The sequence below is a fragment of the Caenimonas terrae genome, from assembly GCF_042655405.1.
GTDB lineage: Bacteria > Pseudomonadota > Gammaproteobacteria > Burkholderiales > Burkholderiaceae_C > Ramlibacter > Ramlibacter terrae_A.
Map to the genome: position 1 here is coordinate 387945 of NZ_JBHSMF010000010.1, position 26841 is coordinate 414785.

At 67.5% G+C, this 26841-nt stretch carries 18 protein-coding genes; 9 read left to right on the forward strand and 9 right to left on the reverse strand.

From position 1 onward, the window contains the following. Window positions 1–31 precede the first annotated feature (31 nt). The gene (locus ACFPOE_RS21105; protein ID WP_376852299.1) at window positions 32–2902 is read right to left on the reverse strand and encodes a 2-oxoglutarate dehydrogenase E1 component; all 2871 of its coding nucleotides are present in this window, start codon (window positions 2900–2902) and stop codon (window positions 32–34) included. Window positions 2903–3089: 187 nt separating this feature from the next. Here ACFPOE_RS21105 and ACFPOE_RS21110 point away from each other — a divergent pair, with 187 nt between their 5' ends. Then, entirely contained in the window at window positions 3090–4403 is a 1314-nt protein-coding gene (locus ACFPOE_RS21110; protein WP_376852300.1) for a tetratricopeptide repeat protein, read from the forward strand. 22 nt (window positions 4404–4425) lie between these two features. Here the strand turns inward: ACFPOE_RS21110 and ACFPOE_RS21115 are convergent, their stop codons facing one another. The 3 genes from ACFPOE_RS21115 to ACFPOE_RS21125 are packed head-to-tail and all read right to left on the reverse strand — an operon-like array spanning window position 4426 to window position 7957. Continuing rightward, window positions 4426–6387 carry a propionate--CoA ligase gene (locus ACFPOE_RS21115; protein ID WP_376852301.1) on the reverse strand — a complete coding sequence of 654 codons (1962 nt, stop codon included), beginning with the start codon at window positions 6385–6387 and terminating at the stop codon, window positions 4426–4428. Then, window positions 6359–7339 carry an acrylyl-CoA reductase (NADPH) gene (gene acuI / locus ACFPOE_RS21120; RefSeq protein ID WP_376852302.1) on the reverse strand — a complete coding sequence of 327 codons (981 nt, stop codon included), beginning with the start codon at window positions 7337–7339 and terminating at the stop codon, window positions 6359–6361. Before acuI ends, ACFPOE_RS21115 begins: the two co-directional genes overlap by 29 nt. Before the next feature lie 9 nt (window positions 7340–7348). Beyond that, complete coding sequence (locus ACFPOE_RS21125; protein ID WP_376852303.1) at window positions 7349–7957, reverse strand: isochorismatase family protein; 609 nt, start codon at window positions 7955–7957, stop codon at window positions 7349–7351. A gap of 66 nt (window positions 7958–8023) precedes the next feature. On the opposite strand from ACFPOE_RS21125, the gene ACFPOE_RS21130 reads away from it, so the two are divergent. Continuing rightward, entirely contained in the window at window positions 8024–9649 is a 1626-nt protein-coding gene (locus ACFPOE_RS21130; protein WP_376852304.1) for a 4-hydroxyphenylacetate 3-hydroxylase family protein, read from the forward strand. Window positions 9650–9654: 5 nt separating this feature from the next. On the opposite strand, the gene ACFPOE_RS21135 is transcribed toward ACFPOE_RS21130, so the two are convergent. Next, entirely contained in the window at window positions 9655–10854 is a 1200-nt protein-coding gene (locus ACFPOE_RS21135; protein WP_376852305.1) for a diguanylate cyclase domain-containing protein, read from the reverse strand. 212 nt (window positions 10855–11066) lie between these two features. Between ACFPOE_RS21135 and ACFPOE_RS21140 the strand changes: the two genes are divergently transcribed. The 3 genes from ACFPOE_RS21140 (at window position 11067) to ACFPOE_RS21150 (ending at window position 13546) form a co-directional block, all read left to right on the forward strand. Beyond that, window positions 11067–12161: a hybrid sensor histidine kinase/response regulator gene (locus ACFPOE_RS21140; RefSeq protein WP_376852306.1), complete on the forward strand. Its 1095-nt coding sequence runs from the start codon at window positions 11067–11069 to the stop codon at window positions 12159–12161. Between the two features lie 34 nt (window positions 12162–12195). Continuing rightward, the gene (locus ACFPOE_RS21145; RefSeq protein ID WP_376852307.1) at window positions 12196–12843 is read left to right on the forward strand and encodes a response regulator; all 648 of its coding nucleotides are present in this window, start codon (window positions 12196–12198) and stop codon (window positions 12841–12843) included. A 142-nt stretch (window positions 12844–12985) separates the two neighbouring features. Beyond that, complete coding sequence (locus ACFPOE_RS21150; RefSeq protein WP_376852308.1) at window positions 12986–13546, forward strand: C40 family peptidase; 561 nt, start codon at window positions 12986–12988, stop codon at window positions 13544–13546. Between the two features lie 56 nt (window positions 13547–13602). Here the strand turns inward: ACFPOE_RS21150 and lpdA are convergent, their stop codons facing one another. Genes lpdA through aceE form a run of 4 tightly spaced genes read right to left on the reverse strand, consistent with a single transcriptional unit; the run spans window position 13603 to window position 20484 of the window. Continuing rightward, window positions 13603–15432 (reverse strand): dihydrolipoyl dehydrogenase, encoded by a 1830-nt coding sequence (gene lpdA / locus ACFPOE_RS21155; RefSeq protein WP_376852309.1) that lies wholly within the window; start codon window positions 15430–15432, stop codon window positions 13603–13605. Then, window positions 15429–16019: an Ntn hydrolase family protein gene (locus ACFPOE_RS21160; RefSeq protein ID WP_376852310.1), complete on the reverse strand. Its 591-nt coding sequence runs from the start codon at window positions 16017–16019 to the stop codon at window positions 15429–15431. Before ACFPOE_RS21160 ends, lpdA begins: the two co-directional genes overlap by 4 nt. A gap of 14 nt (window positions 16020–16033) precedes the next feature. Continuing rightward, on the reverse strand, window positions 16034–17734 hold the full coding sequence (gene aceF / locus ACFPOE_RS21165; RefSeq protein WP_376852311.1) for a dihydrolipoyllysine-residue acetyltransferase: 1701 nt from the start codon (window positions 17732–17734) through the stop codon (window positions 16034–16036). Window positions 17735–17772: 38 nt separating this feature from the next. Then, window positions 17773–20484, reverse strand: a complete 2712-nt coding sequence (aceE, locus tag ACFPOE_RS21170; RefSeq protein ID WP_376852312.1) for a pyruvate dehydrogenase (acetyl-transferring), homodimeric type — start codon at window positions 20482–20484, stop codon at window positions 17773–17775. 199 nt (window positions 20485–20683) lie between these two features. On the opposite strand from aceE, the gene ACFPOE_RS21175 reads away from it, so the two are divergent. From ACFPOE_RS21175 to ACFPOE_RS21190, 4 genes are read left to right on the forward strand one after another with little or no spacing between them, the layout of a single operon-like run. Beyond that, the gene (locus ACFPOE_RS21175; RefSeq protein ID WP_376852313.1) at window positions 20684–23218 is read left to right on the forward strand and encodes a PAS domain-containing sensor histidine kinase; all 2535 of its coding nucleotides are present in this window, start codon (window positions 20684–20686) and stop codon (window positions 23216–23218) included. Window positions 23219–23246: 28 nt separating this feature from the next. Beyond that, entirely contained in the window at window positions 23247–23873 is a 627-nt protein-coding gene (locus ACFPOE_RS21180) for a response regulator transcription factor (RefSeq protein WP_376852314.1), read from the forward strand. Then, window positions 23870–24742 (forward strand): bifunctional methylenetetrahydrofolate dehydrogenase/methenyltetrahydrofolate cyclohydrolase, encoded by an 873-nt coding sequence (locus ACFPOE_RS21185; protein ID WP_376852315.1) that lies wholly within the window; start codon window positions 23870–23872, stop codon window positions 24740–24742. The genes ACFPOE_RS21180 and ACFPOE_RS21185 overlap by 4 nt, the downstream gene beginning before the upstream one ends. 46 nt (window positions 24743–24788) lie before the next feature. Continuing rightward, the gene (locus ACFPOE_RS21190) at window positions 24789–26840 is read left to right on the forward strand and encodes a M3 family metallopeptidase (RefSeq protein WP_376852316.1); all 2052 of its coding nucleotides are present in this window, start codon (window positions 24789–24791) and stop codon (window positions 26838–26840) included. Window position 26841: the final 1 nt, after the last annotated feature.

A 26841-nucleotide genomic window follows, 5' to 3' on the forward strand; every position in this document is an offset into this window, starting at 1 on the left:
CGGAGATATTCCGGCGCTGCGCGCCCGAATATCACTTGGTCAGGATGAAGCCTTTGAGTTTTGCAAAGGCCCCGTCGACCAAGCTCTTCTGCTGCTCCTGGTGCAGGTGCGAATAGCCCACGGCCGGCGAGGCCGAGGCGGCGCGGCCGGAGTAGCCCAGCTTCTGGCCTTCCAGCATGTTCTCGTGGATGTAGTGCTGCACGAAGAACCAGGCGCCCTGGTTCTGCGGCTCGTCCTGGGTCCATACCAGCTCGGTCGCGTTCGGGTACTTGCGCAGTTCGGCGGCGAACACCTTGTGCGGGAACGGATAGAGCTGCTCCACCCGCAGGATGGCGACGTCGTCGGCGCCCCTCTCCTCGCGCTTCTTGGCCAGGTCGTAGTACACCTTGCCCGAGCAGATGACCACCCGCTTGACCTTGTCGCCCTTGAGCTCGCGGTTCTCCGGGATCACGGTCTGGAAGCCGCCCTTGGTGAACTCGGACAGCGGCGAGGTGGCGTCCTTGTTGCGCAGCAGCGACTTGGGCGTCATGATGATCAGCGGCTTGCGCAGCCCGCGCACCATCTGGCGGCGCAGCAGGTGGAAGATCTGGCTGGCCGTGGTGGGCTGCACCACCTGCATGTTCAGGTCGGCCGACAGCTGCATGAAGCGCTCCAGCCGCGCCGAGCTGTGCTCCGGGCCCTGGCCCTCGTAGCCGTGCGGCAGCATCAGGGTGATGCCGTTGACGCGCCCCCACTTGACCTCGCCCGAGGCGATGAACTGGTCGATCACCACCTGGGCGCCGTTGACGAAGTCGCCGAACTGCGCTTCCCAGATCACCAGCGTGTTGGGGTCGTTGGACGCGTAGCCGTACTCGAAGCCCAGCACCGCCTCCTCCGACAGGATCGAGTCGATGACCACGAACGGGGCCTGGTTGTCGGCCACGTTCTGCAGCGGCACGTAGGTGCCGATGTCCCAGCGCTCGCGGTTCTGGTCGTGCAGCACCGAGTGCCGGTGTGTGAAGGTGCCGCGGCCCACGTCCTCGCCCGACAGGCGCACCGGGTAGCCGCTGGCGACCAGCGAGGCGAAGGCCATGTGCTCGCCCATGCCCCAGTCGACGTTGGACTCGCCCCGGCCCATCGCGGCGCGGTCGTCCAGCACCTTCTTGACCAGCGGGTGCGGCGTGAAGTTGGCCGGCACGGTGGTGATGCGCTCGGCGATGCGCTTCCACTCGGCCATCGGGATGGCGGTGTCGGCGGCGTCGGTCCACTTCTTGCCCAGGTACGGGCTCCAGTCCACCGCGTACTTGCTCTTGAAGTTGGTCAGCACCGGATCGGTGGTGTGCTTGCCCGCGTCCATGGCGGCGCGATACGCCTTGACCATGTCGTCGCCCAGCGTCTCGCCCAGGCCCTGCGCCGCCAGCTTGTCGGCGTAGAGCTTGCGCGTGCCGGGGTGGGCGGCGATCTTCTTGTACATCAGCGGCTGGGTCAGCGACGGCGTGTCCTGCTCGTTGTGCCCGAGCTTGCGGAAGCAGACGATGTCCACCACCACGTCCTTGGAAAACTCCATCCGGTAGTCCAGCGCCAGCTGGGTCGCGAGCACCACCGCCTCCGGATCGTCGCCGTTCACGTGCAGCACCGGCGCCTCGATCATCTTGACCACGTCGGTGCAGTACAGCGTGGAGCGGCTGTCGCGCGGATCGCTGGTGGTGAAGCCGATCTGGTTGTTGATGACGATGTGGACCGTGCCGCCCGTGAAGTAGCCGCGGGTCTCGGCCAGCGCCAGCGTTTCCATCACCACGCCCTGGCCGGCGAAGGCGGCGTCGCCGTGCACCAGCACCGGCAGCACCTGCTTGCCCAGCGGGTCGGCGCGCCGGTCCATCCGGGCCCGGACCGAGCCTTCGACCACCGGGTTGACGATCTCCAGGTGCGAGGGATTGAAGGCCAGGCTCAGGTGCACCGGGCCGCCGCGGGTGGTGACGTCCGAGCTGAAGCCCTGGTGGTACTTGACGTCGCCGGAAGGCAGGTCTTCCTTGGCCGTGTGGTCGAACTCGGCGAACAGGTCGGCCGGCATCTTGCCCAGCGAGTTGACCAGCACGTTCAGGCGGCCGCGGTGCGCCATGCCGATCACGATCTCCTGCACGCCGCGCACGCCTGCTTCCTGGATCAGTTCGTCCATCGAAGCGATGAAGCTCTCGCCGCCTTCCAGCGAGAAGCGCTTCTGGCCGACGTACTTGGTGTGCAGGAAGCGCTCGAGGCCCTCGGCTGCCGTCACCCGGTCCAGGATGTGCTTCTTCTTGTCGGCCGCGAAGTTGGGCTTGCTGCGGATGCTTTCCAGCCGCTGCTGCCACCAGCGCTTCTTGGCCTGGTCGGTGAGGTACATGTACTCGGCGCCGATGGTGCCGGCGTAGGTCTCGCGCAAGGCGTTGAGCAGCTCGCGCAGCGTCATCGTCTCCTTGCCGAAGAAGGTATTGCCGGTGTGGAACACCGTCTCGTAGTCGGCGTCGGTGAAGCCGTAGAAGGCGGGGTCGAGCTCGGGGATCTTCTCGCGCTCGGTCCGCTTGAGCGGGTCGAGGTCGGCCCAGCGGGCGCCGACGTTGCGGTAGGCGGCGATCAGTTGCTGGACGGCGGTGCGCTTGCGGCCCAGTTCCGAGTCGGCGCCGCTGGCGACCACCACCTTGGTGCCGCCCTGCTTGGCGCGCTCGGCGAATGCGTTGATAACCGGCTGGTGCGGGACGTCCTTGGCATTGCTGCCGTCGACCGCGGGCACGTTCTGCAGCGCGTCGAAATAGTCGCGCCAGTTGTCAGGCACGCTGCCGGGATTGGCGAGGTAGTTTTCGTACATCTCCTCGACATAGGGCGCGTTGCCGCCGAAGAGATAGGAATTGCCTTGATAGGCCGTGTAGACGGAGCTGGGCTCGCTCATAGCGCTGACTTTCCGCCGCCCTGCGGGTGGCTTTAGCTGGTTTGAGAACCTTCCGCGGCACGGCTTGACCGGTTGGCGGATGCGACTGTGGCTGGAAGGGCCGGTTGCAGGTTCGATTGTGCCACCGTTCGGGTCGCCCTCTGGCTGTCGCCGATAATGCGTGGTTTACGTCCAGCAGTAGCGACCAATGACCACCTCGACTCCCGCCGATCCCATCGCCAAGCGCCTGCAGACCGTGCAGCATCTCATCACCAGCGGGAAACTGTCGGAGGCAGCCGAACGCCTCAACGGCGTCGCCAAGTCAGCGCCGCGCGACCCGCGGGTCTATCTGCTGGGCATGCGCCTGGGCGAGGCGGCCGGCAATCCGCAGCGCGCCGAGGAAGCGGCGCGGCGCGCAGTGGAACTGGAACCGACCTGGCCGGTGTCGGTCACCGAATACGCGGCCCTGCTGGCCCGGCTCGGGCGCTTCGACGAAGCCCTGGACCATGCACGGCGCGCCGTCGCTCTCGACCCGCGCAACCCGCAGGTGCTGGCCCGGATGGTGGACGTGGCGCACGACGCGTCGCGCATCGACCTGGCGCTCAGCTGGCTGAACGACCTGGCCGCAGTGGTGCCCGGCAACGACGCGATCCAGCTGCTGCTGGCCACCGACCTGCGGCGCGTCGGCCGCCACGAGGACGCGGTCCGGTGCTACAGCGGCATCCTGGAGCGGCAACCCGGCAACAACGCCGCCCTGCTGGGACGCGCCCAGGCGCTGCACGCCATGAAGGACGACGAGGCCGCGCTGAAGGACTGCGCGGTCCTGCTCGAACGCGAGCCGGACAACCAGGAATACCAGTTCCTGCGGGCCCTCGCGGCCGGCGAGACGCCGCCCTCCCAACCCGAGGCCGTCGTCAAGGGCCTGTTCGACTCCATCGCCTACCAGTTCGACGACCACCTGGTGCGCGGCCTGAAGTACAAGCTGCCCAGGCAGGTGGCCGACATCATCAAGGCCAGCCACCCGGACCTCAAGCTCAACGTGCTGGACCTGGGCTGCGGCACCGGCCTGCTGGGCGCCTGCCTGGGCCGCATCGACGGTTACCTGATCGGCGTGGACCTGTCCGAGCCGATGACCGCGCAGGCCGCCGGCCACCAGGTCTACGACCGCTTCCACCACGTCAACGTGCTCGATGCGCTGAAGGAAACGCCGGCGTCGCTGTACCACGTGATCGCCGCGCTGGACGTGTTCATCTACGTGGGCGACCTGACGGCGGCCATTCCCGATGCGTACCGCATCCTGCTGCCCGGCGGCCAGTTCATCTTCTCCTGCGAGACCGCCGCGCAAGACGAGGCCGACCTGGTGCTGCGCCCCAGCGGCCGCTATGCCCACAAGCGCAGCCACGTGGAAGCGCTGTGCCGCGCCGCCGGCTTCACCGAGCTGTCGGTGGAGGAGCAGGTGCTGCGCATGGAGGGAGACCAGCCGCTGGCCGGCTTCCTGGTGGTGGCCAAGAAGCCCGCGTAAGCGCACGCGACCGCGCGCCGGCCTAACCGGCCAGCAGCTCGCGGATCTGCTGCAGCGCGGAAGGGTCCTCGATCGTCGTCAGGTCGCCGGCGTCGCGGCCTTCGCACACCGCTTGGATGGCGCGCCGCAGCAGCTTGCCGCTGCGCGTCTTGGGCAGCAGCGTGACGAAGCGCACCCGCGCCGGCCGGGCGATGGCGCCGAGCTGCTCGTCGACCTGCTTCATGATCTCGCCTTCCAGCCGCAGCTTCGACGCCTCGTCGGCCAGCGCCGAGGTGTCGCGGGCGACCACGAAAGCCATCGCGACCTGGCCCTTGAGCGGGTCGGCCACGCCGACCACCGCCACTTCGGCCACGTTGGGATGGCTGGAGATGCTTTCCTCGATCTCGCGGGTGCCGAGCCGGTGGCCGGCCACGTTGATCACGTCGTCGGTGCGGCCCAGGATGTAGTAGTAGCCGTCCTCGTCGCGGATGCCCCAGTCGAAGGTGCTGTACACCAGCCGCCCGGGAATGCTCTTCCAGTAGGTGTTGACGAAGCGCTCGTCGTCGCGCCAGACGGTCTGCATGAAGCCCGGCGGCGTCGGCCCCTCGATCACGACGACGCCCTTCTCGTTGGGCCGGGTCAGTTCCTCGCCGGTGCTTTCGTGCAGGATCTTCACCTTGTAGCCGTACATCGGCACGCCGGGGCTGCCGAACTTGCTGGCCTGGCGCTCCACGCCGTTGGCGATGGTCAGGATCGGCCAGCCGCTCTCGGTCTGCCAGTAGTTGTCGATGATGGGCACGTCCAGCCCTTCGCTGATCCAGCGCGCCGTGGGCTCGTCCAGCGGCTCGCCGGCCAGGAACAGGGCCTTCAGGCTGGACAGGTCGTACTTCTTGAGAAAGGCCGGGTCCTGCTTCTTGAGCACGCGCACCGCGGTCGGCGCGCTGAACATCGCGCTGACCCTGTACTTCTCGACCAGGCTCCACCACACGCCGGGGTCGGGCCGGATCGGCAGGCCCTCGTACATGATGGTCGCCATGCCGGCGATCAGCGGGCCGTAGACGATGTAGCTGTGGCCCACCACCCAGCCGATGTCGCTGGTGGAGAAATAGGTTTCGCCCGGCTCGCACAGGAAGATGTGCTTCATGCTCGCGGCGAGCGCCACCGCATAGCCGCCGACGTCGCGCTGCACGCCCTTGGGCCGGCCGGTGGTGCCGCTGGTGTAGATGGTGTAGCTGATGTCGGTGGCCTGCAGCCACTCGCACGGCACCTGCACGCCCGCGTGCTGCCCGGACAGCGCCGCCCAGTCGTGGTCGCGGCCGGCGGTGCGTTCCATCGGCGCCAGGCCGCGGTCCACCAGCAGCACGGCCGCCGGCTTGTGCGTGGACAGCCGGATCGCCTCGTCCAGCAACGGCTTGTAGGGCACCACCTTGCCGGCGCGCGAGCCGGCGTCGGCGCTGACGATCACCGTGGGCTGCGCATCCTCGATGCGCGAGGCCAGCGACACCGAGGCGAAGCCGCCGAACACCACCGAATGGACCGCGCCGATGCGCGCGCAGGCCAGCATCGCGAACGCCGCTTCCGCGATCATCGGCATGTAGATCAGCACCCGGTCGCCCTTGTTGACGCCCAGCGTCTGCAGCATCGCGGCGGCGCGCTGCACTTCGTCATGCAGCTGGCGGAAGGTGTAGACGCGCTCGCTGTCGGTCTCGCTGGACACGCAGATCAGGGCCGGCTGCCCGGCCCGCGCCGCCAGGTGGCGATCGACCGCGTTGTGGCACAGGTTGGTGGTGCCGCCGACGAACCAGCGGGTGAACGGCGGGTTGCTGTCGTCGCAGATCCGGGCCGGCCGGGTCTGCCAGTCGATCAAGGCCGCCTGCTCGCCCCAGAACCCGTCGGGGTCCTCGATGGAGCGGCGGTAGAACTCGGAATAGCTGCTGCGGTCGGGCGGGGCCATCTGCGTCTCCGTGAAACTGGTCTCAGGCGATTGTGACCACCAGCCTTCCACGAACCTGACCGGCCAGCAGATCGGCCGCCCGGGCCGGCGCCTGCTCCAGCGAGATCTCGGTCGTGATGGTCTCCAGCAGCGCCGGGTCGAGGTCGCGGGCCAGCCGGTCCCAGGCCAGCTGGCGGCGCGCCAGCGGCGCCATCACGCTGTCGATGCCGGCCAGCGTGATGCCGCGCAGGATGAAGGGCATCACGGTGGCGGGAAAGTCCGCGCCCTGGGCCAGGCCGCAGGCCGCCACCACGCCGCCGTAGCGGGTCTGGGCGCTGGCATTGGCCAGGGTATGCGAGCCGACCGGGTCGACCACGGCCGCCCAGCGTTCCTTCTGCAGGGGCTTGCCCGGCGCGGCGAGCTCGGCGCGGTCGATGACCGAACTGGCACCCAGCTTCTGCAAATAGGCGGCTTCCGAGGTCTTGCCGGTGGCGGCGACCACCTTGTAGCCCAGCCTGCCCAGGATCGCGGTGGCGACGCTGCCGACGCCGCCGGTGGCGCCGGTCACCAGCACCTCGCCGTCGCCCGGCTTGGCGCCGTGCTGCTCCAGCGCCAGCACGCACAGCATCGCGGTGTAGCCGGCGGTGCCGATCGCCATCGCCTGGCGGGTCGTGAACGCCGCGGGCAGTGCCACCAGCCAGTCGCCCTGCAGGCGGGCATGGCCCGACAGCAGGCCCCAGCGGGTTTCGCCCAGCCCCCAGCCGTTGTGGACGAAGCGGTCGCCGGCCTTCCACTTCGGATGGGTCGACTCCAGCACCGTGCCGGCGCCATCGATGCCGGCCACCATCGGCCAGGCGCGCACCACCGGGCCCTTGTTGGTGATGGCCAGGGCGTCCTTGTAGTTCAGCGTCGAATGCTCGATCCGCGCCAGCACGTCGCCGGCCGGCAGCTGCGCGTCCTCCAGTTCCACCACCGCGGCCGAGAACCCCGCCTCGGCCTTGTTCAATTGCAGTGCCTTGAACATCGCTTGCTCCTACTTGATCAGTGCGAGTGCTTCGCGGAAATCCGGATGGTCGGCCGTGCGCAGCCATTCGAAGGCCACCATCTGCGTCGTGACGAGTTCGGCGCCGGCGCCGGCCAGCCGGTCGAAGGCGGCGTCGCGGTTGCGCTCGCTCTGCGAGGAGCAGGCGTCGGTCACCACCCAGACCTCGAACTCTTCGTCCAGCAGGTCGAGCGCGGTCTGCAGCAGGCAGACATGGGCCTCGCAGCCGGCGATCACCACCGTGTTGCGGCCCTCGGCCGGCTGCTGCTGCGGCTTTTGCAGGTGCTTGGGCAGGCTGCGGGCGTTGCCGCCCTGCTGCTGCCGCGCCGGCGGCCGCAGCAGCTCCACCAGTCCGTCGGCGACGGCACTGAAATGCATCTTGGCCAGCGTCTTGCGGCACAGGGCACGCAGTTCCGGCGGGTTCTCGCCGAGGGCCGCCGGATTCTCCTGCGTGCCCCAGACCGGCACCTCCATCAGCTGCGCCAGCCGGGCCAGCCGCAGGGCATTGGCCAGCACCAGCGGGCTTTCGTGGATGGCGGGCATCAGCCGGGCCTGGTAATCCACCAGCACCAGCTGGGAGTCGTCGGCGTCGAGCAGCATGGGTGTCGTTTCCTTGGTCGGTGTTGCGCTATTGTCTGTTCAAAATTCACCGAAACAGGAGACAGGATGAACGCAACCGCTTCCACGGCCCTGCTGATGTCGGGCCGGGACTACCGCGAATCGCTGCGGCGCTACCGGCCGGCCGTGTTCGTGGACGGCCGCCGGGTAGAGAACGTGGCCGACGAGCCCGCGTTCCAGCCCGGCCTCAACGCCATCGCCCTGACCTACGACTACGCGCTCAAGGACAAGTACGCGCCGGTGATGCGGGCGGTGCAGCACACCAGCGGCAAGACGGTCAACCGCATGACCCACATCGACACCAGCGCCGGCGACCTGCTCAACAAGCTGGAAGCGGTGCGGCTGGTCTGCCAGGAAACCGGCTGCGCCCAGCGCTACCTGACGCACGACGCGCTCAATGCGATCGGCCAGGTCAGCGCCCGCATCGACGACGCCAGGGGCACGCGCGAGCACACGGCTCGCTTTCTCAACTACCTGCATCGGGTGCAGGACCAGGACCTGACGCTGGGCATTGCGATGACCGACGCCAAGGGCGACCGCAGCCGGCGTCCGCACGAGCAGGCCAACGTGGACAGCTACGTGCACGTGGTCGAGCGCAACGCGAAGGGCATCGTGATCTCCGGCACCAAGGCAATCGTCACCGGCGCGCCCTACGTGCACGAACTGCTGGTCATGCCCTGCCGCAACATGGGCAAGGAGGACGCCGATTTCGCGGTGTGCTGCGCGGTGCCGGTGGACGCGCCGGGCATCACCATCGTCGCCCGCCCGGCCGGCCGTCCGGGCGACAAGCTCGAACACGGCGACGCCCTGTTCAGCCGCAAGTACGGGCAGAGCACCGGCGTCGTGCTGTTCGACAAGGTGCTCGTGCCGTGGGAAAGCGTCTTCTATGCCGGCGAGTGGGAGCATTCCGGGCACCTGACGTACAGCTACGCCACCCACCACCGGCATACCTGCATCGGCGCCCGCGCCGGCTTCGGCGACCTGCTGATCGGCGCCGGCGCCCTGATGTGCGAGGCCAACGGCTTCGATCCGGGCCGCGAGACGCACCTGCGCGAGCAGATGGTGGAACTGATCAAGATCACCGAGGGCTTTTTCGCCTGCGGCGTGGCGGCCAGCGTCTACGGGAAGGAAGACGAGCACAGCCACACGTTCATGCCCGACCCGGTGTTCTCCAACATCGGCAAGCTGCTGCTGGCCACGCAGATCTACGACATGCACCGGATCGCCCACTATGTGAGCGGCGGCCTGATCGTCACCCTGCCCGGCCCCGACGAGGACCACAACCCGGAGACGGCGGCCAGGCTGTCCGAGGTGCTGCGCGCCAACCCCGCGGTGCCGTACGAACAGCGGATCGAGACCGCGCGCTTCATCGAGGACCTGACGGCCGGCTACCAGGGCGGCTGGTACAGCGTGATCAGCCTGCATGGCGGCGGCTCGCCGGCCGCCATGAAGCAGGAGATCTACCGCAATTACCCGATCGGCTCCAAGGTGGAACTGGTCGAACGGATCCTGGAGCGCGGCATCGGCGCCGACGGCGGGCCGGCCAGCGCGCCGCACGATCCGGAGCGGGCCATCACGCGCAACCGGCAGCCGGGCAAATGCTGCGACACAGGTTGCAGCACTCCCGGCCAGCCGGTGATGGTGGACCTGCCGGTCCCGCCCCCGCGCGCCTGAGCGGCTCAGCGGGCCGACAGCGGCATCGGGATGGTGTTCGGGATCTGGTGCACGACGACCGGATCCGGGTCGAGCCGGGGCACCCGCGACGGCCTGGCCACCGGCGCCTCGGCCGCGATCAGCATCGGGCGCGAATGGCGTTCGCGTTCGCGCTGCAGGTAGCGCTGGCGCATCCGCTCTTCTTCCTGCACCCGCACCAGGCCGCGGCACAGGGCCGCGAACATCCGCTCCACCGTGCCGGCCGCCGGCACCACTTCCACCATGACGTGGGGCACCAGCACGATCTCGCTCTTGCTGCCCTCCAGCTCGAAGCGGGTCGGATTGCCCAGCAGGCGCTCGATTGCCTGCACTGCCTTGTCGCGCGACATCGGCATTGCCACAGCGAACTGGGTCGGGCCGGTGCGGGCGGCCAGCCCCTGGCCGCCGGCCAGCAGGCCGAGCTTGCGCACGATGGTGTCGACCAGCTTGCGGCTGGTGCGGTTGCCATAGATGCTGCGGGCCTCCAGCAGGTCGCCGCAGTCGAACACGGCCAGCGTCAGCTCGCGGCGTTCGGCACGGCAATGCGCGAGCAGCTCCCTGCCGTGCGTGAGCAGGCCGCTGCGGTTGTACAGGGCCGTGCTGCGGTCGGTGCGGGCGTCGCCCGCCCGCGGCGAGCGGCGGCGCGCGAGCGAGCCCAGCTTCATCGCGACCAGCATCGGCACGATCAGCAGGTAGGCGCCTTGCACCGCCAGCGAGGACAGGGTGTCGCCGCCGATCCACAGGGCCGCCAGGGTGAATTCGGCGACCGCCGCCACTGCAATCAGCGACGCGTACGGCGCTTTCAGCACGAAGACGTAATACAGCGCGGGCAGTCCGAGCCAGAAGAAGTACACGCCCGCGGCGCCGCCTGGAACGCCGCCATAGGTGTGCAACAGCAGACCTGCGGCCAGCAGGGCCAGGCCCCGGGCAGCGATCTCGAACTGCGCCACCGACCGGCGCCAGCCGGCCCAGCACGCGATGCCGAGCGCGAACAGGCAGAACAGCCACAGCCAAGGCAGCTCCGAGTTGGTCGTGGCGGCGCGCCAGCCGGTCGCCAGGGCCACGGTCACGCCGACCGCAGGCTCGATCCTGTGCACCGCCCGCGCCACCCGCGCGACCCGGGAGCGCGCCGAGCCGCCGACACTGTCGGGCTGCTGAACGGTCGTGGGTTCGAATTGCGATTTCATGATGTGGCCCTCCGATGCAAAGACAACTGCGCCTTGACACGTATGAAAACACGTTGAAACGTTTTGAAACTAAGTGAAAACTGTGTGCGGGTTAAGAAAATTCCCTAGCCCTCCCGCTCCAAGGGAAGCTCCCGACCAGATGCTGACCTGGCACAGCAGGACGTTAAACTCGGCGCACCACCGATTCATCCAGCTCCCGCACCCACCATCCCGTGTCCACCTTCGCAACAGCATCTCCCACCATCCGATTGCTGTGCGTCGAGGACAACCCGGACGACGTCGAGCTGATGGCGCTCACCCTCGAGCGCGCCGATCCTCACCGCCGCTACGTCCTGCGGCGGGTCGATGACGCCAATGCCTTCCTGGATGCCGTGTCGGAGGATTTCGACGCCATCCTGTGCGACTTCAACATGCCCAGGTTCTCGCCCTACGCCGCCTTGCAGATCCTCGTGGCGCGGCGCTGCGGCACCCCGCTGATCGTGGTGACGCGGGCCATCGGGGAAGAGGCCGCCGTGCATGTGTTGCGCTGCGGCGCCAAGGACTACCTGACCAAGGACAAGCTGGGCACGCTGCCGCAGATCATCGAACGGGTGATGACCGAGCGCCGCCGGCTGGCGCAGCAGGAACAGCTGGGGCTGGAGCTGGAAGCGGCCTACCGGCGGCTCAAGAAGCTGTCGGCCCGGCTGGTGGTCGCGCAGGAACGCGAACGCACGCTGATCTCCCGCGAATTGCACGACCAGCTGGGCCAGACCCTGACCGGCATGGTGCTGCATCTGCATGCGGCCAAGAAGCTGGCCGCTGACGCGCAGGCGGCGACCAAGCACACGGACACCGCAATGGAGATGGCGCAGGGCGCGGTGTCGCAACTCAAGACCCTGTCGTTCTCGCTGCGCCCGGCCCAACTGGACCTGCTGGGCCTGGTGGCCGCGGTCCAGAGCGCGGTGCAGCGCATCGCCGAACCGGCCGACCTGCGCTGCACGGTCACATCCCGCGGGACCGAGCCGGCCAGCCTGAGCGAAACGGCCTCGGTCGTGGTCAGGCTGGTGCAGGAAGCGATGAACAACGTGGCGCGGCACGCGCAGGCGACCCATGTGTGGGTGCGGCTGCGCTTCCTGCCGCACGACCGCATCGGCGTGCTGGTGATCGACAACGGCGTGGGCTTCGACAAGCACGACCTGCTGTCCGGCCAGCCCAGCGAACGCAATGTCGGCCTGTACGGGATGATCGAACGCACCGAACTGGCCGGCGGCCGCCTGCTAATCCGTACCAGGCCGGGGGCCGGCGTGGCCTTGCGGGCCGTGTTGTGAACGGGGCGGTACATTTGCCGATGGCGAAAATACGATGAAACCAGACTCGACCCAGCGTCCCATCCGGGTGGTCCTTGCGGACGACCACGACCTGGTCCGCTCCGGCATCAAGGCGCTGCTGTCCATGATCGACGGCGTCCAGGTGGTGGCGGAAGCGCGCGACGGCCAGGAACTGATCCAGCTGGTCGAAAGCCTGGAGCCCGATGTCGTCATGACCGACATCTCGATGCCGCGCATGGACGGCATCGCGGCGATCGCGCACATCCACGCCCGCCAGCCGAAGGTGCGGCTGCTGGTGCTGTCGATGTACGACACCGTCGATTTCGTCAAGCGCGCAGTGGCCAACGGCGCCTGCGGCTACCTGATGAAGGACGCCCCGCCGTTCGAGCTGGAACAGGCGGTGCGCAGCGTGATGGCGACCGGCAGCTATTTCAGCCCGACGATCGCGCAACGCTTGCTGCAGCCCTCCGAGCCCACCATCGACGACGAGCTGACGACGCGCCAGATCGAGATCCTCAAGCTGATCGCCCAGGGCCGCGCCTCCAAGGAAATCGCGTTCGAGCTGGGCCTGTCGCCCAAGACAGTCGACGTGCATCGCGCCCGAATCATGGAGCGGCTGCGGCTGAACGACATCGCCAGCCTGACGCTCTACGCGGTTCGCAAGGGCCTGGTCAAGCCTTGATCTTGATCGTGCCGCGGCGCGGCGGCACCCCTGGCCAAGCTCCGACGAGCGGCTGGGGCCCGTTTAATTTTCGATACGAATCAACGGCTTGCGTTTTGCAGCTCGCTTGACTTCTGAGGAGCTGGTCGATAACCTCGCTCCCATGTCCCGCTGGCTCTGCATTTTCCTGTTCGTGTGCTGCGCGTCGCGCGTCGCCGTGGCAGCGCCGGCGGACGACGAGATGGGCCGCTTCATCGCCGACAAGGGCTTGCTGGACAAGCTGGAACGGGTGCGCACCCGGGTTGCCGACAAGGCTTCCGATCTGGTCCTCAACGCCATGGGATTCCTGGGCGTGCCTTATCGCCGCGGCGGCAATTCGGCCGAGACCGGTTTCGATTGCAGCGGCTTCGTCCGCGCCATGTACGAGCAGACCGTCGGCCTCGTGCTGCCACGCAAGGCCGACGAGCAGGCCGCCGCCACGCAAGCCATCGACCGCAAGGACCTGCAGCCCGGCGACCTGGTGTTCTTCAACACCATGCGCCGTGCGTTCAGCCACGTCGGCATCTACGTGGGCGAAGGCAAATTCATCCATTCGCCCAAGCCGGGCGCCCAGGTCCGGGTTGAGGACATGGGCGTCGCGTATTGGTCCCGCCGCTTCGACGGTGCGCGCCGCGTGCAAACGGCCGCCGTCCCGGCGTTCGACCCGCAGGCCGCCCAGCCCTGACGGCCGTCGTCCGGCGCCACTGCGGCACCGGACGCCCTCCCCTTTTTCGACTGCTTCTACTTGCGCGCCGGCGGCACGTCGGTGCAGGTTCCGTGCGCGATCTCGGCCGCCATGCCGATGCTTTCGCCCAGCGTCGGGTGCGGGTGGATGGTCTTGCCGATGTCGATCTCGTCGGCGCCCATCTCGATGGCCAGCGCCACTTCGCCGATCATGTCGCCGGCATGGGTGCCGACGATGCCGCCGCCCAGGATGCGGTGCGTGGCCGCGTCGAACAGCAGCTTGGTGAAGCCCTCGTCGCGGTTGTTCGCGATGGCGCGGCCGGAAGCGTTCCAGGGGAAATGGCCCTTCTTGATGGCGATGCCCTCGGCCTTGGCCTGGTCCTCCGTCAGGCCCACCCACGCGACCTCCGGATCGGTGTAGGCGACGCTGGGGATCACCCGGGCGTTGAAGGCGGCGCTGCTCAATGCCTTGTCCCCGGTCATCTCGCCGGCCGCCACTTCGGCGGCAACGTGCGCCTCGTGCACCGCCTTGTGGGCCAGCATCGGCTGGCCGACGATGTCGCCGATGGCGAAGATATGCGGCACGTTGGTGCGCATCTGGATGTCCACCGGGATGAAGCCGCGATCGGTGACCGCGACGCCCGCCTTCTCGGCGCCGATCTTCTTGCCGTTCGGGCTGCGGCCGACGGCCTGCAGCACCAGGTCGTAGACCTGCGGTTCCTTGGGCGCCTGTTCGCCCTCGAAGCTGACGCGGATGCCGTCCCTGGTGGCCTCGGCGCCGACCGTCCTGGTCTTGAGCATGATGTTGTCGAAGCGCGGCGTGTTCATCTTCTGCCAGACCTTGACCAGGTCGCGGTCGGCGCCCTGCATCAGGCCGTCGAGCATCTCCACCACGTCCAGCCGCGCGCCCAGCGTCGAATACACGGTGCCCATCTCCAGGCCGATGATGCCGCCGCCCAGGATCAGCATGCGCTTGGGCACGCCCGCCAGTTCGAGCGCGCCGGTGGAATCCACCACGCGCGGGTCCTTGGGCATGAACGGCAGCTGCACCGCCTGCGAGCCGGCCGCGATGATGCAGTTGCGGAACTTGACGGTCTGCTTCTTGCCCGTCTTCTCCTGGCCGGTGCCGGTCGTTTCCTGCACCTGCACTTGGTGCGGATCGAGGAACTCGCCGTAGCCGCGCACGATGGTGACCTTGCGCATCTTCGCCATCGCCGCCAGGCCGCCGGTCAGCTTGCCCACCACCTTGCCCTTGTGCGCCTTGAGCTTGGGCAGGTCCAGCTGCGGCTTGCCGTAGCTCACGCCCAGCGCCTCGAAGTGGCTGACTTCGTCCATCACCGCCGCCACGTGCAGCAGCGCCTTGGACGGAATGCAGCCGACGTTCAGGCAGACGCCGCCGAGCGTGGCGTAGCGCTCCACCAGCACCACCTTCATGCCGAGGTCGGCGGCGCGGAAGGCAGCGGAATAGCCGCCGGGGCCGGCGCCCAGAACGAGCATGTCGCACTCGAGGTCGGCGCCGCCGGAATAGGAACTTGCGGGCGCCGCAGCGGCAGCTGGCGCAGGTGCGGATGCTTGGCCGGCCACCGGTGCGGCAGCAGGCGCCGTCTTTGCTTGATCGACCGGCGGTTTGGCGTCACCCGCCGCGGCAGCCGCAGCTTCCAGCACCAGCAGCACCGACCCCTGCTTGACCTTGTCGCCGAGCTTGACCTTCAGCTCCTTGACCACGCCGGCATGGGTGGAAGGGATCTCCATCGAGGCCTTGTCGCTCTCCACCGTCACCAGCGATTGCTCCACCCTGACGCTGTCACCCGGCTTGACCAGCAACTCGATCACCGCGACTTCGTCGAAGTCGCCGATGTCCGGAACCTTGACTTCGATCGTGCTCATTTCTTTTCTTTCATCTTGACGGTGAAGATGTCGGCCGGGCCGGCGGAATTGCGGTCGAATTCGCAGCCGGCCGCGATGCCGGCCTCGGCCACTTCCCTGGCCGTCTTGGCCTTGCCGTACGCGGCATGCATTGCACCGAGCGCGAAGCTGCGGCCCGAGCCGATGCCCCAGAACTCCTTGAACTCGAACACCTCGCGGTAGCTGTAAAGCCCGTAGATGCCGGTGGCGTTGGCGATCACCACGCTGAACTGGCTCGATTCGTAGGGATCGCTGTCCTCTTCCTTGGTCTGCAGGAAGAAGTTGTCCTTGAGGTACGGGTGCAGCTTGGTGAAGGTGTCGAACACTTCGTCCTTGCTGCCCAGCTTCAGGATCTCGCGCGGCATGGAGCCCATGGCCTTGCGCAGCACCGGGAAGTGCGCCACCGTGCCCGCCATGCCGATGTAGCTCGGGCCGCCGTCGGTTTCCACCTGGAAGATCTTGGTGTTGTCCTCGAAGCGGTGGGCCAGCCGCGTATCCCCGAAAGTCACCAACGTGTCTGCGGCGATGGCGATCTGCCCCGCCTTGCGTACTACTACGACTGTCGTCATTCAGCGGCGCTCCGTCACAACAGCACGCGGCGGAAATCCGCCAGCACCTGGGCCAGGTAGGTATTGAAGCGGGCGCCGGCGGCGCCGTCGATCACCCGGTGGTCGTAGGACAGCGACAGCGGCAGGATCAGGCGCGGCTGGAAGGCCTTGCCGTCCCAGACCGGCTTGGTCGAACTGCGCGACAGCCCCAGGATGGCGACCTCGGGCGCGTTGATCAGGGGCGTGAAATAGGTGGTGCCCAGGCCGCCCAGCGAGCTGATCGAAAAGCAGCCGCCCTGCATCTCGCCGGCGCTGAGCTTGCCGTCGCGTGCCTTCTTGGCCAGCTCGCCCATCTCCTGGCTGATCTGCAGGATGCCCTTCTTGTCGGCATCGCGCAGCACCGGCACCACCAGCCCGTTGGGCGTGTCGGCGGCAAACCCGATGTGGAAGTACTGCTTGTAGACCAGCTGGTCGCCGTCCAGGCTGGCGTTGAAGTCGGGAAACTTCTTCAGCGCGGCCACCACTGCCTTGATCACCAGGGCCAGCATCGTGACCTTGATGCCGGCCTTCTCGTTCTCCTTGTTGGTGGCGACCCGGAATTCCTCGAGTTCGGTGATGTCGGCATCGTCGTAGCTGTTGACGTGCGGGATCATCACCCAGTTGCGGTGCAGGTTGGCGCCGCTGATCTTCTTGATCCGCGACAGCTCCTTGCGCTCCACCGGCCCGAACCTGGCGAAGTCCACCTTCGGCCAGGGCAGCAGGTTCAGCCCCGCCCCGGCGCCGCCCGCCGGCGCCTTCGCCGCCAGCGCCTTGGTCTGGGTGTCTCCCAGCATCACGGAACGCGTGAACGCCTGCACGTCCTCCTGCGTGATCCGGCCCTTGGGGCCCGAGCCCTTGACTTCCGCCAGCGGCACCCCGAGTTCGCGCGCGAACTTGCGCACCGATGGCGACGCATGCGGCAGCGCGCCGGTGGGCGCGGCCGGCTCGTGCGGCGGCAGCGCAGCGGTGGGGATGGTGCGTTCGGGCGCCGGCGCCGATGCGGTTGCCGCGGCGGGAGCAGCGCTCGCGCTGGCGCTCTCGCTCTTCTGGGGCGTCGTTGGCGGTGCTGCAGGGCTTGCCGCGCCTGCGCTGCCCTCCAGCACCAGCACCAGGTATCGGATGTTGACCTTGTCGCCGATCTTGACCTTCAGTTCCTTGACCACGCCGGCGGCGGACGAGGGAATCTCCATCGAGGCCTTGTCCGATTCCACCGTGATCAGCGACTGCTCGGGCTTGACCGTGTCGCCGGGCTTGACCAGCAGCTCGATCACGGCGACGTCCTTGAAGTCGCCGATGTCCGGCACGCGCACCTCGACCGGGCCCGTTGCGGCGGCGGCAGGCGCTACCGGTGCGGGCGCCTTCTGTTCCACCGGTCGCCCTGAGCTTGCCTGTCCTGAGCTTGTCGAAGCGGTCGAAGGGCTCGCCTCGCGCGGGGCTTCGACAGGCTCAGCCCGAACGGAGTCCGATTCCAGCATCACCAGCACCGACCCCTGCCTGACCTTGTCGCCGAGCTTGACCTTGAGCTCCTTGACGACGCCGGCCGACGACGACGGAATTTCCATCGAGGCCTTGTCCGATTCCACCGTCACCAGCGACTGCTCCGCCTTCACCGTGTCGCCGGGCTTGACGAGCAGTTCGATGACCGAAACCTCGTCGAAGTCCCCGATGTCGGGGACTTTCACTTCCATCAGTGCCATGTTGTTGTTCTCCGGGTCGTCTTCTTGTTGTCCAGCGATCAGGCGTAAAGCGGGTTGACCTTGTCGGCCTTGATGCCGTACTTGCCGATCGCCTCGGCGACCTTCGCCACCGGCACCGCGCCCTCCTCGCTCAGCGCCTTCAGCGCGGCGACCACGATGTAATGGCGGTTGATCTCGAAGTGCTCGCGCAGCTTGCTGCGGAAATCGCTGCGGCCGAAGCCGTCGGTGCCCAGCACCTTGTAGGTACGGCCGCTGGGAATGTACGGGCGGATCTGCTCGGCGAACGCCTTCATGTAGTCGGTGGAAGCCACGACCGGGCCGCCGTGTTTTTCGAGTTGTTGGGCGACGAACGATACCCGGGCCGTGCCGGTCGGGTGCAACAGGTTGTAGCGTTCGGCGTCCTGGCCCTCGCGCGCCAGCTCGTTGAAGCTGGGGCAGCTCCAGACATTGGCCGACACGCCCCAGTCCTTTTCCAGCAGCTCCTGCGCCGCGATCGATTCGCGCAGGATGGTGCCGGAGCCGAGCAGCTGCACCGTCGGCGCCTTCGCCGCCCTGGCGCCTTCCTTGAACAGGTACATGCCCTTGATGATCTGTTCCTCGGTGCCGGGCTGCAGGCCGGGCATCGGGTAGTTCTCATTGAGCAGCGTGAGGTAGTAGAAGACGTTCTCCTGCCGCTCCACCATGCGCTTGAGGCCGTGCTGCATGATCACGCCGACTTCGTGCGCGAAGGTCGGGTCGTAGCTCACGCAGTTGGGAATGGTGCCGGCCAGGATCTGGCTGTGGCCGTCCTCGTGCTGCAGGCCTTCGCCGTTGAGCGTGGTGCGCCCGGAGGTGCCGCCCAGCAGGAAGCCGCGCGCCTGCATGTCGCCCGACGCCCAGGCCAGGTCGCCGATGCGCTGGAAGCCGAACATCGAGTAGTAGACGTAGAACGGGATCATGATCCGGTTGCTGGTCGAGTATGACGTGGCCGCCGCGATCCAGCTGGCCATGCCGCCGGCTTCGTTGATGCCTTCCTGCAGGATCTGGCCGGACTGGTCTTCCTTGTAGTAGGACACCTGGTCGCGGTCCTGCGGCGTGTACTGCTGGCCGGCCGGGTTGTAGATGCCGATCTGGCGGAACAGGCCTTCCATCCCGAAGGTGCGGGCTTCGTCGACCAGGATCGGCACCACCCGCGGCCCCAGTTCCTTGTCGCGCAGCAGCGCCGTCAGGAAGCGCACGTAGGCCTGCGTGGTGCTGATCTCGCGGCCTTCCACCGTCGGATCGAGCACCGCCTTGAAGGCTTCCAGCGGCGGCACGGCCAGCTTCTCCTGCGCCTTGGCGCGCCGCTTGGGCAGGTAGCCGCCGAGCGCCTCGCGGCGCGCATGCAGGTACTTCATCTCCGGCGTGTGTTCTTCCGGCTTGTAGAACGGGATCTCGGCCAGCTTCTCGTCCGGGATCGGGATGTTGAAGCGGTCGCGGAAGGTGCGGATGTCGTCGTCGGTCAGCTTCTTGGCCTGGTGGGCGATGTTGCGGCCCTCGCCGGCCTTGCCCATGCCGAAGCCCTTGACGGTCTTGATCAGCAGCACCGTCGGCTTGCCCTTGGTGTTCACCGCCTTGTGGTACGCCGCGTAGACCTTCTGCGGGTCATGGCCGCCGCGCTGCAGCCGCCAGATGTCCTCGTCGCTCATGTTGGCCACCATCTCCAGCGCCTTGGGATCGCGGCCGAAGAAGTTCTTGCGCACGAAGGCGCCGTCGTTGGCCTTCATCGCCTGGTAGTCGCCGTCCACCGTGTCCATCATGATCTTGCGCAAGATGCCTTCCTTGTCGCGCGCCAGCAGCGGGTCCCAGTAGCTGCCCCAGATCAGCTTGATCACGTTCCAGCCGGCGCCGCGGAATTCGCCCTCCAGCTCCTGGATGATCTTGCCGTTGCCGCGCACCGGGCCGTCCAGGCGCTGCAGGTTGCAGTTGACGACGAAGATCAGGTTGTCGAGCTTCTCGCGGGTGGCGACGCCGATCGCGCCGAGGCTTTCCACTTCGTCCATTTCGCCGTCGCCCAGGAAGGCCCAGACCTTGCGGTTCTCGGTGTTGGCGATGCCGCGGGCATGCAGGTACTTCAGGAAACGCGCCTGGTAGATCGCCATCAGCGGGCCCAGGCCCATCGACACCGTCGGGAACTGCCAGAACTCGGGCATCAGCTTGGGGTGCGGATAGCTTGACAGGCCCTTGCCGCCCACCTCCTGGCGGAAGTTGAGCATCTGCTCCTCGCTCAGGCGCCCTTCCAGGAAGGCCCGCGCATAGATGCCGGGCGAGGAATGGCCCTGGATGTAGAGGCAGTCGCCGCCGTGGTCGGCGGTTTCGCCGTGCCAGAAGTGGTTGAAGCCGGCGCCGAACATGGTGGCCAGCGAAGCGAAGGAGCTGATGTGGCCGCCGAGGTCGCCGCCGTCCTCCGGATGCAGCCGGTTGGCCTTGACCACCATCGCCATCGCGTTCCAGCGCATGTAGGCGCGCAGGCGTTCCTCGATCTCGAGGTTGCCGGGGCAGCGCTCCTCGTCTTCCGGCTCGATGGTGTTGACGTAGGCGGTGGTGGCGGAAAAGGGCTCGTCGATGCCGTGCTGGCGCGCTTCCTCGAGCAGCTGTTCCAGCAGGAAGTGGCCACGTTCGCGGCCTTCGCTGGAGATCACCGCGGCCAGCGCGTCGACCCATTCGCGGGTTTCCTGTTCGTCGGGATCGTTGGCTGCGCCGCCGAACATGTTGTCTGGCTGTGCTGACATGGTGTCTCCTTGTCTCTTATTGGCTGACGTAATTTAGTACGGCGTTCCCGTACGCGGCGAAAGTGTCGCACAGAAATCCCGCGATTTCAAATGGTGCGTATCGATTTCACAATGTGAATCTCTGGCTGATCTGCACGGTTCCTGGAAAAGAACAGTGCCCCGGGGGGCACCAATGCGCTGGGCCTACACTCCCAACCTCATGCAAGAACCCGTCACCGTCAGCGAATTCGGACCCGAAGCGCCGCCCCCGCCCGGCGTCTGGCGCCGCTGGTGGCGCCGGCAGACGCCGGTGCGCCAGGACCGTTTCGCGATGCTGGCGCCGCTGGCCGCGGTCGCGCTGTTCCTGGCGGCGATCGCCTCGGCCTTCCTCTACCTGCGGCTGGAGGAAATGGACCGCGAGCAGGAAGCGGTCAAGCGCGACGTGGAATACGCGCAGCAGCGGGTGCGGCTGCGGCTGCTGGAGCGGCAGGAACAGCTGATGCGGATCGCCCGCGACATCTCCAACCTGGAAGTGGACACGGAGGAATTCGCCGGCCGCGCCGAGTCGATGGTGATCCAGTATCCCGAGCTGCAGGCGCTCAGCTGGATCGACGAGCGCCGCCGCATCAAGGCCAGCTACTCCGCCCCCAGCGTGCCCAACGCGCACCTGCGCGCCGAGGGCACTGTGCTGCGGGTCGGAGAAACCGAAACCATGTACGGCCTGGCGCGCGACCTGCAGCAGCCGGTCTACTCGCAGCCCACTGCCGGCAGCGACGGCACCGGCATGCTGCAGCTGCACGTGCCGCTGACGCTGCAGGGCAAGTTCGGCGGCGTGATCCTGGGCGAATACTCGATCGACGGCCTGCTGCGCTATGGCGTGCCGGCCGACGTCTCGGCCAAGTACGCGGTGGCGCTGCTCGATGGCAAGGGCCGGGTGCTGGCCGGCACGGCGCTGCCGGCGCGCAATCCGGCCAACCTGCTGCCGTGGGCCACGCGCCCGAACGAATACGAAGTGCCGGTCTCGCCGGTCGGCAACGGGCTGGTGATCCGGGCGCAGGCCTATCGCACCTCGCTGGGCGTGATCGGCAGCGGCCTGTTCTGGCTGGTGGGTGCGCTGTCCGCAATGACGGCCTGGATGCTGATCGGCAACTGGCGCCACACGCGCCGCCGGATGCAGGCCCAGCACGCGTTGATCGCGGAGACCAATTTCCGCCGCGCGATGGAGAACTCCATGCTCACCGGCATGCGGGCACTCGACATGCAGGGGCAGATCACGTACGTGAACGCCGCCTTCTGCCAGATGACCGGCTGGAGCGAATCGGAGCTGGTGGGCCGCACGCCGCCGTTCCCGTACTGGCCCGAATCCGACCGCGAACAGCTGGCGGCGCGGCTGGACGACGAACTGCAGGGGCGCACCACCACCGGCGGCTTCCAGGTGCGGGTCAAGCGCAAGGACGGCAAGCTGTTCGACGCCCGCCTGTACGTGTCGCCATTGGTGGACGCCAAGGGCCACCAGAGCGGCTGGATGACATCGATGACCGACATCACCGAGCCGAACCGGATCCGCGAGCAGCTGTCCGCCTCCTATGAGCGCTTCACCACGGTGCTGGAAGCGCTGGACGCCTCGGTGTCGGTCGCGCCCCTGGGCAGCGAGGAGCTGCTGTTCGCCAACAAGCTGTACCGGCTGTGGTTCGGCGTGCAGACCGCCGGCCACCTGCAGATGGTGGCGCAGGCCGGCGTGCCGGACCATCCGCGCAGCGACGAGTCGGTGGACGACGTCGATTCCTTCGTCGGCCTGCCGACCAGCACGCTGACGGCGGCGCAATCGGAGAACGCCGAGATCTTCGTGCCGGAGCTCGGCAAGTGGCTGGAGGTGCGCTCGCGCTATCTCAACTGGGTGGACGGCCGGCTGGCGCAGATGGTGATCGCCACCGACATCACGCCGCGCCGCCATGCCGAGGAACAGTCAGCGGCGCAGGCCGAGCGGGCGCAGTCGGCCAGCCGGCTGATCACCATGGGCGAGATGGCATCCAGCGTCGCCCACGAGCTGAACCAGCCGCTGACCGCGATCAACAACTACTGCAACGGCCTGGTCTCGCGCATCAAGGGCAAGCAGATCAACGAGGTGGACCTGCTGGCCGCGCTGGAGAAGACCGCGCGCCAGGCCCAGCGCGCCGGCCAGATCATCCAGCGCATCCGCTCCTTCGTGAAGCGCAGCGAGCCCAACCGCACGCTGTCGGACGTGACGCTGATGGTCAACGAGGCGGTGGAACTGGCCGACATCGAACTGCGCCGCCGCAACGTGCGGCTGTCGCATTACGTCGCGGCCCGGCTGCCGACGCTGCTGGTGGACCCGATCCTGATCGAGCAGGTGCTGGTGAACCTGCTGAAGAACGCCGCCGAATCGATCGACCATGCGCAGCGGCCGGCGGCCCGGCGCACCGTCGAACTGCGCGTCGTCCCCAAGCATGTCGAGGCGCAGCCGGTGGTGGAGTTCTCGGTGCAGGACTCCGGCGCCGGGCTGGCGCCGGAGGTGATGGACCGGCTCTACGAAGCGTTCTTCTCCACCAAGGTGGAAGGCATGGGCATCGGCCTGAATCTGTGCCGCACCATCGTCGAATCGCACCAGGGACGGATGCGTGCGGAGAACCTCTACAATGGTTCCGAGGTATCTGGCTGCCGTTTTTCCTTCTGGATCCCGGTTTCCGGCGCACCGAACCCCCTGGCCAACAAGAACGCGGGAGTGACTGCATGACCGCAGCTCACAGCGTGGAGACGGACGAATGAGCTTGATTCCCAAGAAGGGCACGGTCTACGTCGTCGACGACGACGAGGCGGTGCGAGATTCCCTGCAGTGGCTGCTGGAAGGCAAGGACTACCGGGTCCGCTGCTTCGATTCGGCCGAATCCTTCCTGTCCCGCTACGACCCGCGCGAGGTGGCCTGCCTGATCGTCGACATCCGCATGGGCGGCATGACCGGGCTGGAACTGCAGGACCGCCTGCTGGAGCGCAAGTCGCCGCTGCCCATCGTCTTCATCACCGGCCACGGCGACGTGCCGATGGCGGTGAACACGATGAAGAAGGGCGCGATGGACTTCATCCAGAAGCCGTTCAAGGAAGACGAGCTGGTGAACCTGGTGGAGCGCATGCTCGATCACGCCAAGGGCGCGTTCGCGGAGTCGCAGAGCGCGGCCAGCCGCGACGCCCTGCTGTCCAAGCTGACCTCGCGCGAGGCGCAGGTGCTCGAGCGCATCGTCGCCGGGCGGCTGAACAAGCAGATCGCCGACGACCTGGGAATCAGCATCAAGACGGTGGAGGCGCACCGCGCCAACATCATGGAAAAGCTCAACGCCAACACGGTGGCGGACCTGCTCAAGATCGCTCTGGGGCAGAACGCGCAGAAGGCATGACGGCCCGGATCATCGACGGCAACGCGCTTGCCAGGCAGATCCGCGCCGAGGTCGCCGGCCGCACCGCGGCGCTGAAGGCGCGCGGCATCCAGCCGGCGCTGTCGATCATCCTGGTCGGAGAAGACCCGGCCAGCCAGGTCTACACCAAGCACAAGGTCAACGACAGCGCCGAGACCGGGCTGGAGGCGACGCTGGAGCGCTACCCCGCCGACATGGCGGAAAGTGCGCTGCTGGAGCGCATCGGCGTGCTCAATCGCGATCCGGCCGTGCACGGCATCCTGGTGCAGCTGCCGCTGCCCAGGCACATGGATGCGAGCAAGGTGATCGAGGCGATCGCGCCCGAGAAGGACGTGGACGGCTTCCACGTCGCCAGCGCCGGCGCCCTGATGGTCGGCCGGCCCGGCTTCTGGCCCTGCACGCCCTACGGCTGCATGAAGATGCTCGAATCGATCGGCTACGACCTCAAGGGCAAGCACGCGGTGGTGATCGGCCGCAGCAACATCGTCGGCAAGCCGATGGCGATGATGCTGCTGGGCAAGAACGCCACCGTCACCATCTGCCACAGCGCCACCCGCGACCTGAAGGCGATGACGCTGCAGGCCGACGTGGTGGTTGCAGCGGTCGGCAAGCGCAACGTGCTGACGGCGGACATGGTCAAGCCGGGCGCTGTGGTGATCGACGTCGGCATGAACCGCAACGACGAAGGCAAGTTCTGCGGCGACGTCGACTTCGACGGCGTGAAGGAAGTGGCCGGGTGGATCACGCCGGTGCCGGGCGGCGTCGGCCCGATGACCCGCGCCATGCTGCTGGTCAACACGCTGGAGGCCGCCGAACGGGCCGCCGCCAATCGCGCTGATCCAGACGATTGATCCGGGCGGCGGTTGAATTGCGCCGGCCTGCCGCAAAATGCAGGCGATGAGCAATCCCCTTCTCGACTTCAGTTCCCTCCCCCTGTTCGACCAGATCGAGCCGGCCCATGTGGCGCCGGCCCTGGACACGCTGCTGGCCAGCGCCAACGAGGCACTGGAACAGGTCACCCAGCCGGCCTTTCCGGCGCGCTGGGAGGAAATCGCCAAGGTGCTGGACACCTCCACCGAGCGGCTGGGCCGGGCCTGGGGCGCCGTCAGCCACCTCAACAGCGTGGCCGACACGCCCGAACTCCGCGCCGCCTACAACGAGGCGCTGCCGCGGGTGACGGAGTTCTGGACCCGCCTGGGCGCCGACGAGCGCCTCTATGCCAAGTACAAGGCCATCGATCCGGCGACGCTCAATCCCGAGCAACGCCAGGCCCACAAGAACGCGGTGCGCAACTTCGTGCTGTCCGGCGCCGAACTGGCCGGCCCGGCCAAGGAGCGCTTCTCGCGGATCCAGGAGCGGCAGGCCGAACTGAGCCAGAAGTTCAGCGAGCACGCACTCGACGCGACCGACGCCTATGCTTATTACGCAGGCGATGGCGAACTCAATGGCGTGCCCGAGGACGTCATCCAGGCCGCGCGAGCGGCCGCCGCGGCCGAGGGCAAGAGCGGCTACAAGCTGACGCTCAAGATGCCCTGCTACCTGCCCGTGATGCAGTTCGCGCACAGCAGCAAGCTGCGCGAGACGCTCTACCGCGCCTACGTCACCCGCGCCAGCGACCAGGGCGACGCCAAGTTCGACAACAGCCCGCTGATCCAGGAGATCCTGGCGCTGCGACAGGAAGAGGCGCTGCTGCTGGGGTACCGCAACTTCGGCGAGGTGTCGGTCGTGCCCAAGATGGCGGAGTCGCCCCAGCAGGTGATCTCGTTCCTGCGCGACCTGGCCGCCAAGGCGCGTCCGTATGGAGAGAAGGACGTGGCCGACATGCGGGCCTTCGCCGCGGACCACCTGCAGCTCCAAGACCCGCAGGCCTGGGACTGGCCCTACATCGGCGAGAAGCTCAAGGAGGCGCGCTATTCCTTCAGCGAGCAGGAGGTCAAGCAATACTTCACCGCGCCCAAGGTGCTGGCCGGCCTGTTCAAGATCGTCGAGACGCTGTTCGAAGTGACCATCCGGCGCGACGTCGCGCCGGTCTGGAATCCCGGCGTTGAGTTCTACCGGATCGAACGCAGCGTTCCCGGCGCGCGCGACCTCGCCGCGCCCACCCAGCTGGTCGGCCAGTTCTACCTCGACCCGTCGGCCCGCACCGGCAAGCGCGGCGGCGCCTGGATGGACGACGTGCGGGCGCGCTGGCTGCGGCCCGACACCGGCCAGTTGCAGACGCCGGTGGCGCACCTGGTGTGCAACTTCGCCGATGGCGTGGACGGCAAGCCGCCGCTGCTGACGCACGACGACGTCACCACGCTGTTCCACGAGTTCGGCCACGGGCTGCACCACATGCTCACGCAGGTGAACGAGCGCGACGTCTCGGGCATCAGCGGAGTGGAGTGGGATGCAGTGGAACTGCCCAGCCAGTTCATGGAGAACTTCGCCTGGGAATGGGACGTCCTCAAGCACATGACGGCGCACGTGGACACCGGCGCGCCGCTGCCGCGCGAGCTGTACGAAAAAATGCTTGCTGCGCGCAATTTCCAGAGCGGACTGCAGACCTTGCGCCAGATCGAGTTCGCCCTGTTCGACATGCTGTTGCATACCGACCACGAACCCTCGCAGGATTTCATGCCCTTGCTGACGAATGTGCGCCAGGAGGTGGCAGTGATCCAGCCGCCCGCATTCAGCCGCACGGCGCATACTTTCAGCCACATCTTCGCCGGCGGCTACGCGGCCGGCTATTACAGCTACAAGTGGGCGGAGGTCCTTTCGGCCGACGCCTACGCCGCATTCGAGGAGACCGCGGGAAAAGACGGTGCGCCCAACGTGGAAACCGGGCGAAAATACCGGCAGGCCATCCTGGAGGCCGGCGGCAGCAGGCCGGCGATGGAATCGTTCAAGGCTTTCCGGGGCCGCGAACCATCGCTCGACGCCTTGCTGCGCCACCAGGGCATGGCCTGAA

Bases quoted from the DNA above. Each gene is read 5' to 3' on its own strand.
- ACFPOE_RS21105 (WP_376852299.1), bottom strand. From the start codon at position 2,902: ATGAGCGAGCCCAGCTCCGTCTACACGGCCTATCAAGGCAATTCCTAT.
- ACFPOE_RS21185 (WP_376852315.1), top strand. From the start codon at position 23,870: ATGACGGCCCGGATCATCGACGGCAACGCGCTTGCCAGGCAGATCCGC.
- ACFPOE_RS21175 (WP_376852313.1), top strand. From the start codon at position 20,684: ATGCAAGAACCCGTCACCGTCAGCGAATTCGGACCCGAAGCGCCGCCC.
- aceE (WP_376852312.1), bottom strand. From the start codon at position 20,484: ATGTCAGCACAGCCAGACAACATGTTCGGCGGCGCAGCCAACGATCCC.
- ACFPOE_RS21130 (WP_376852304.1), top strand. From the start codon at position 8,024: ATGAACGCAACCGCTTCCACGGCCCTGCTGATGTCGGGCCGGGACTAC.
- ACFPOE_RS21150 (WP_376852308.1), top strand. From the start codon at position 12,986: ATGTCCCGCTGGCTCTGCATTTTCCTGTTCGTGTGCTGCGCGTCGCGC.
- ACFPOE_RS21145 (WP_376852307.1), top strand. From the start codon at position 12,196: ATGAAACCAGACTCGACCCAGCGTCCCATCCGGGTGGTCCTTGCGGAC.
- acuI (WP_376852302.1), bottom strand. From the start codon at position 7,339: ATGTTCAAGGCACTGCAATTGAACAAGGCCGAGGCGGGGTTCTCGGCC.
- ACFPOE_RS21110 (WP_376852300.1), top strand. From the start codon at position 3,090: ATGACCACCTCGACTCCCGCCGATCCCATCGCCAAGCGCCTGCAGACC.
- ACFPOE_RS21125 (WP_376852303.1), bottom strand. From the start codon at position 7,957: ATGCTGCTCGACGCCGACGACTCCCAGCTGGTGCTGGTGGATTACCAG.
- ACFPOE_RS21135 (WP_376852305.1), bottom strand. From the start codon at position 10,854: ATGAAATCGCAATTCGAACCCACGACCGTTCAGCAGCCCGACAGTGTC.
- ACFPOE_RS21180 (WP_376852314.1), top strand. From the start codon at position 23,247: ATGAGCTTGATTCCCAAGAAGGGCACGGTCTACGTCGTCGACGACGAC.
- ACFPOE_RS21190 (WP_376852316.1), top strand. From the start codon at position 24,789: ATGAGCAATCCCCTTCTCGACTTCAGTTCCCTCCCCCTGTTCGACCAG.
- ACFPOE_RS21160 (WP_376852310.1), bottom strand. From the start codon at position 16,019: ATGACGACAGTCGTAGTAGTACGCAAGGCGGGGCAGATCGCCATCGCC.
- lpdA (WP_376852309.1), bottom strand. From the start codon at position 15,432: ATGAGCACGATCGAAGTCAAGGTTCCGGACATCGGCGACTTCGACGAA.
- aceF (WP_376852311.1), bottom strand. From the start codon at position 17,734: ATGGCACTGATGGAAGTGAAAGTCCCCGACATCGGGGACTTCGACGAG.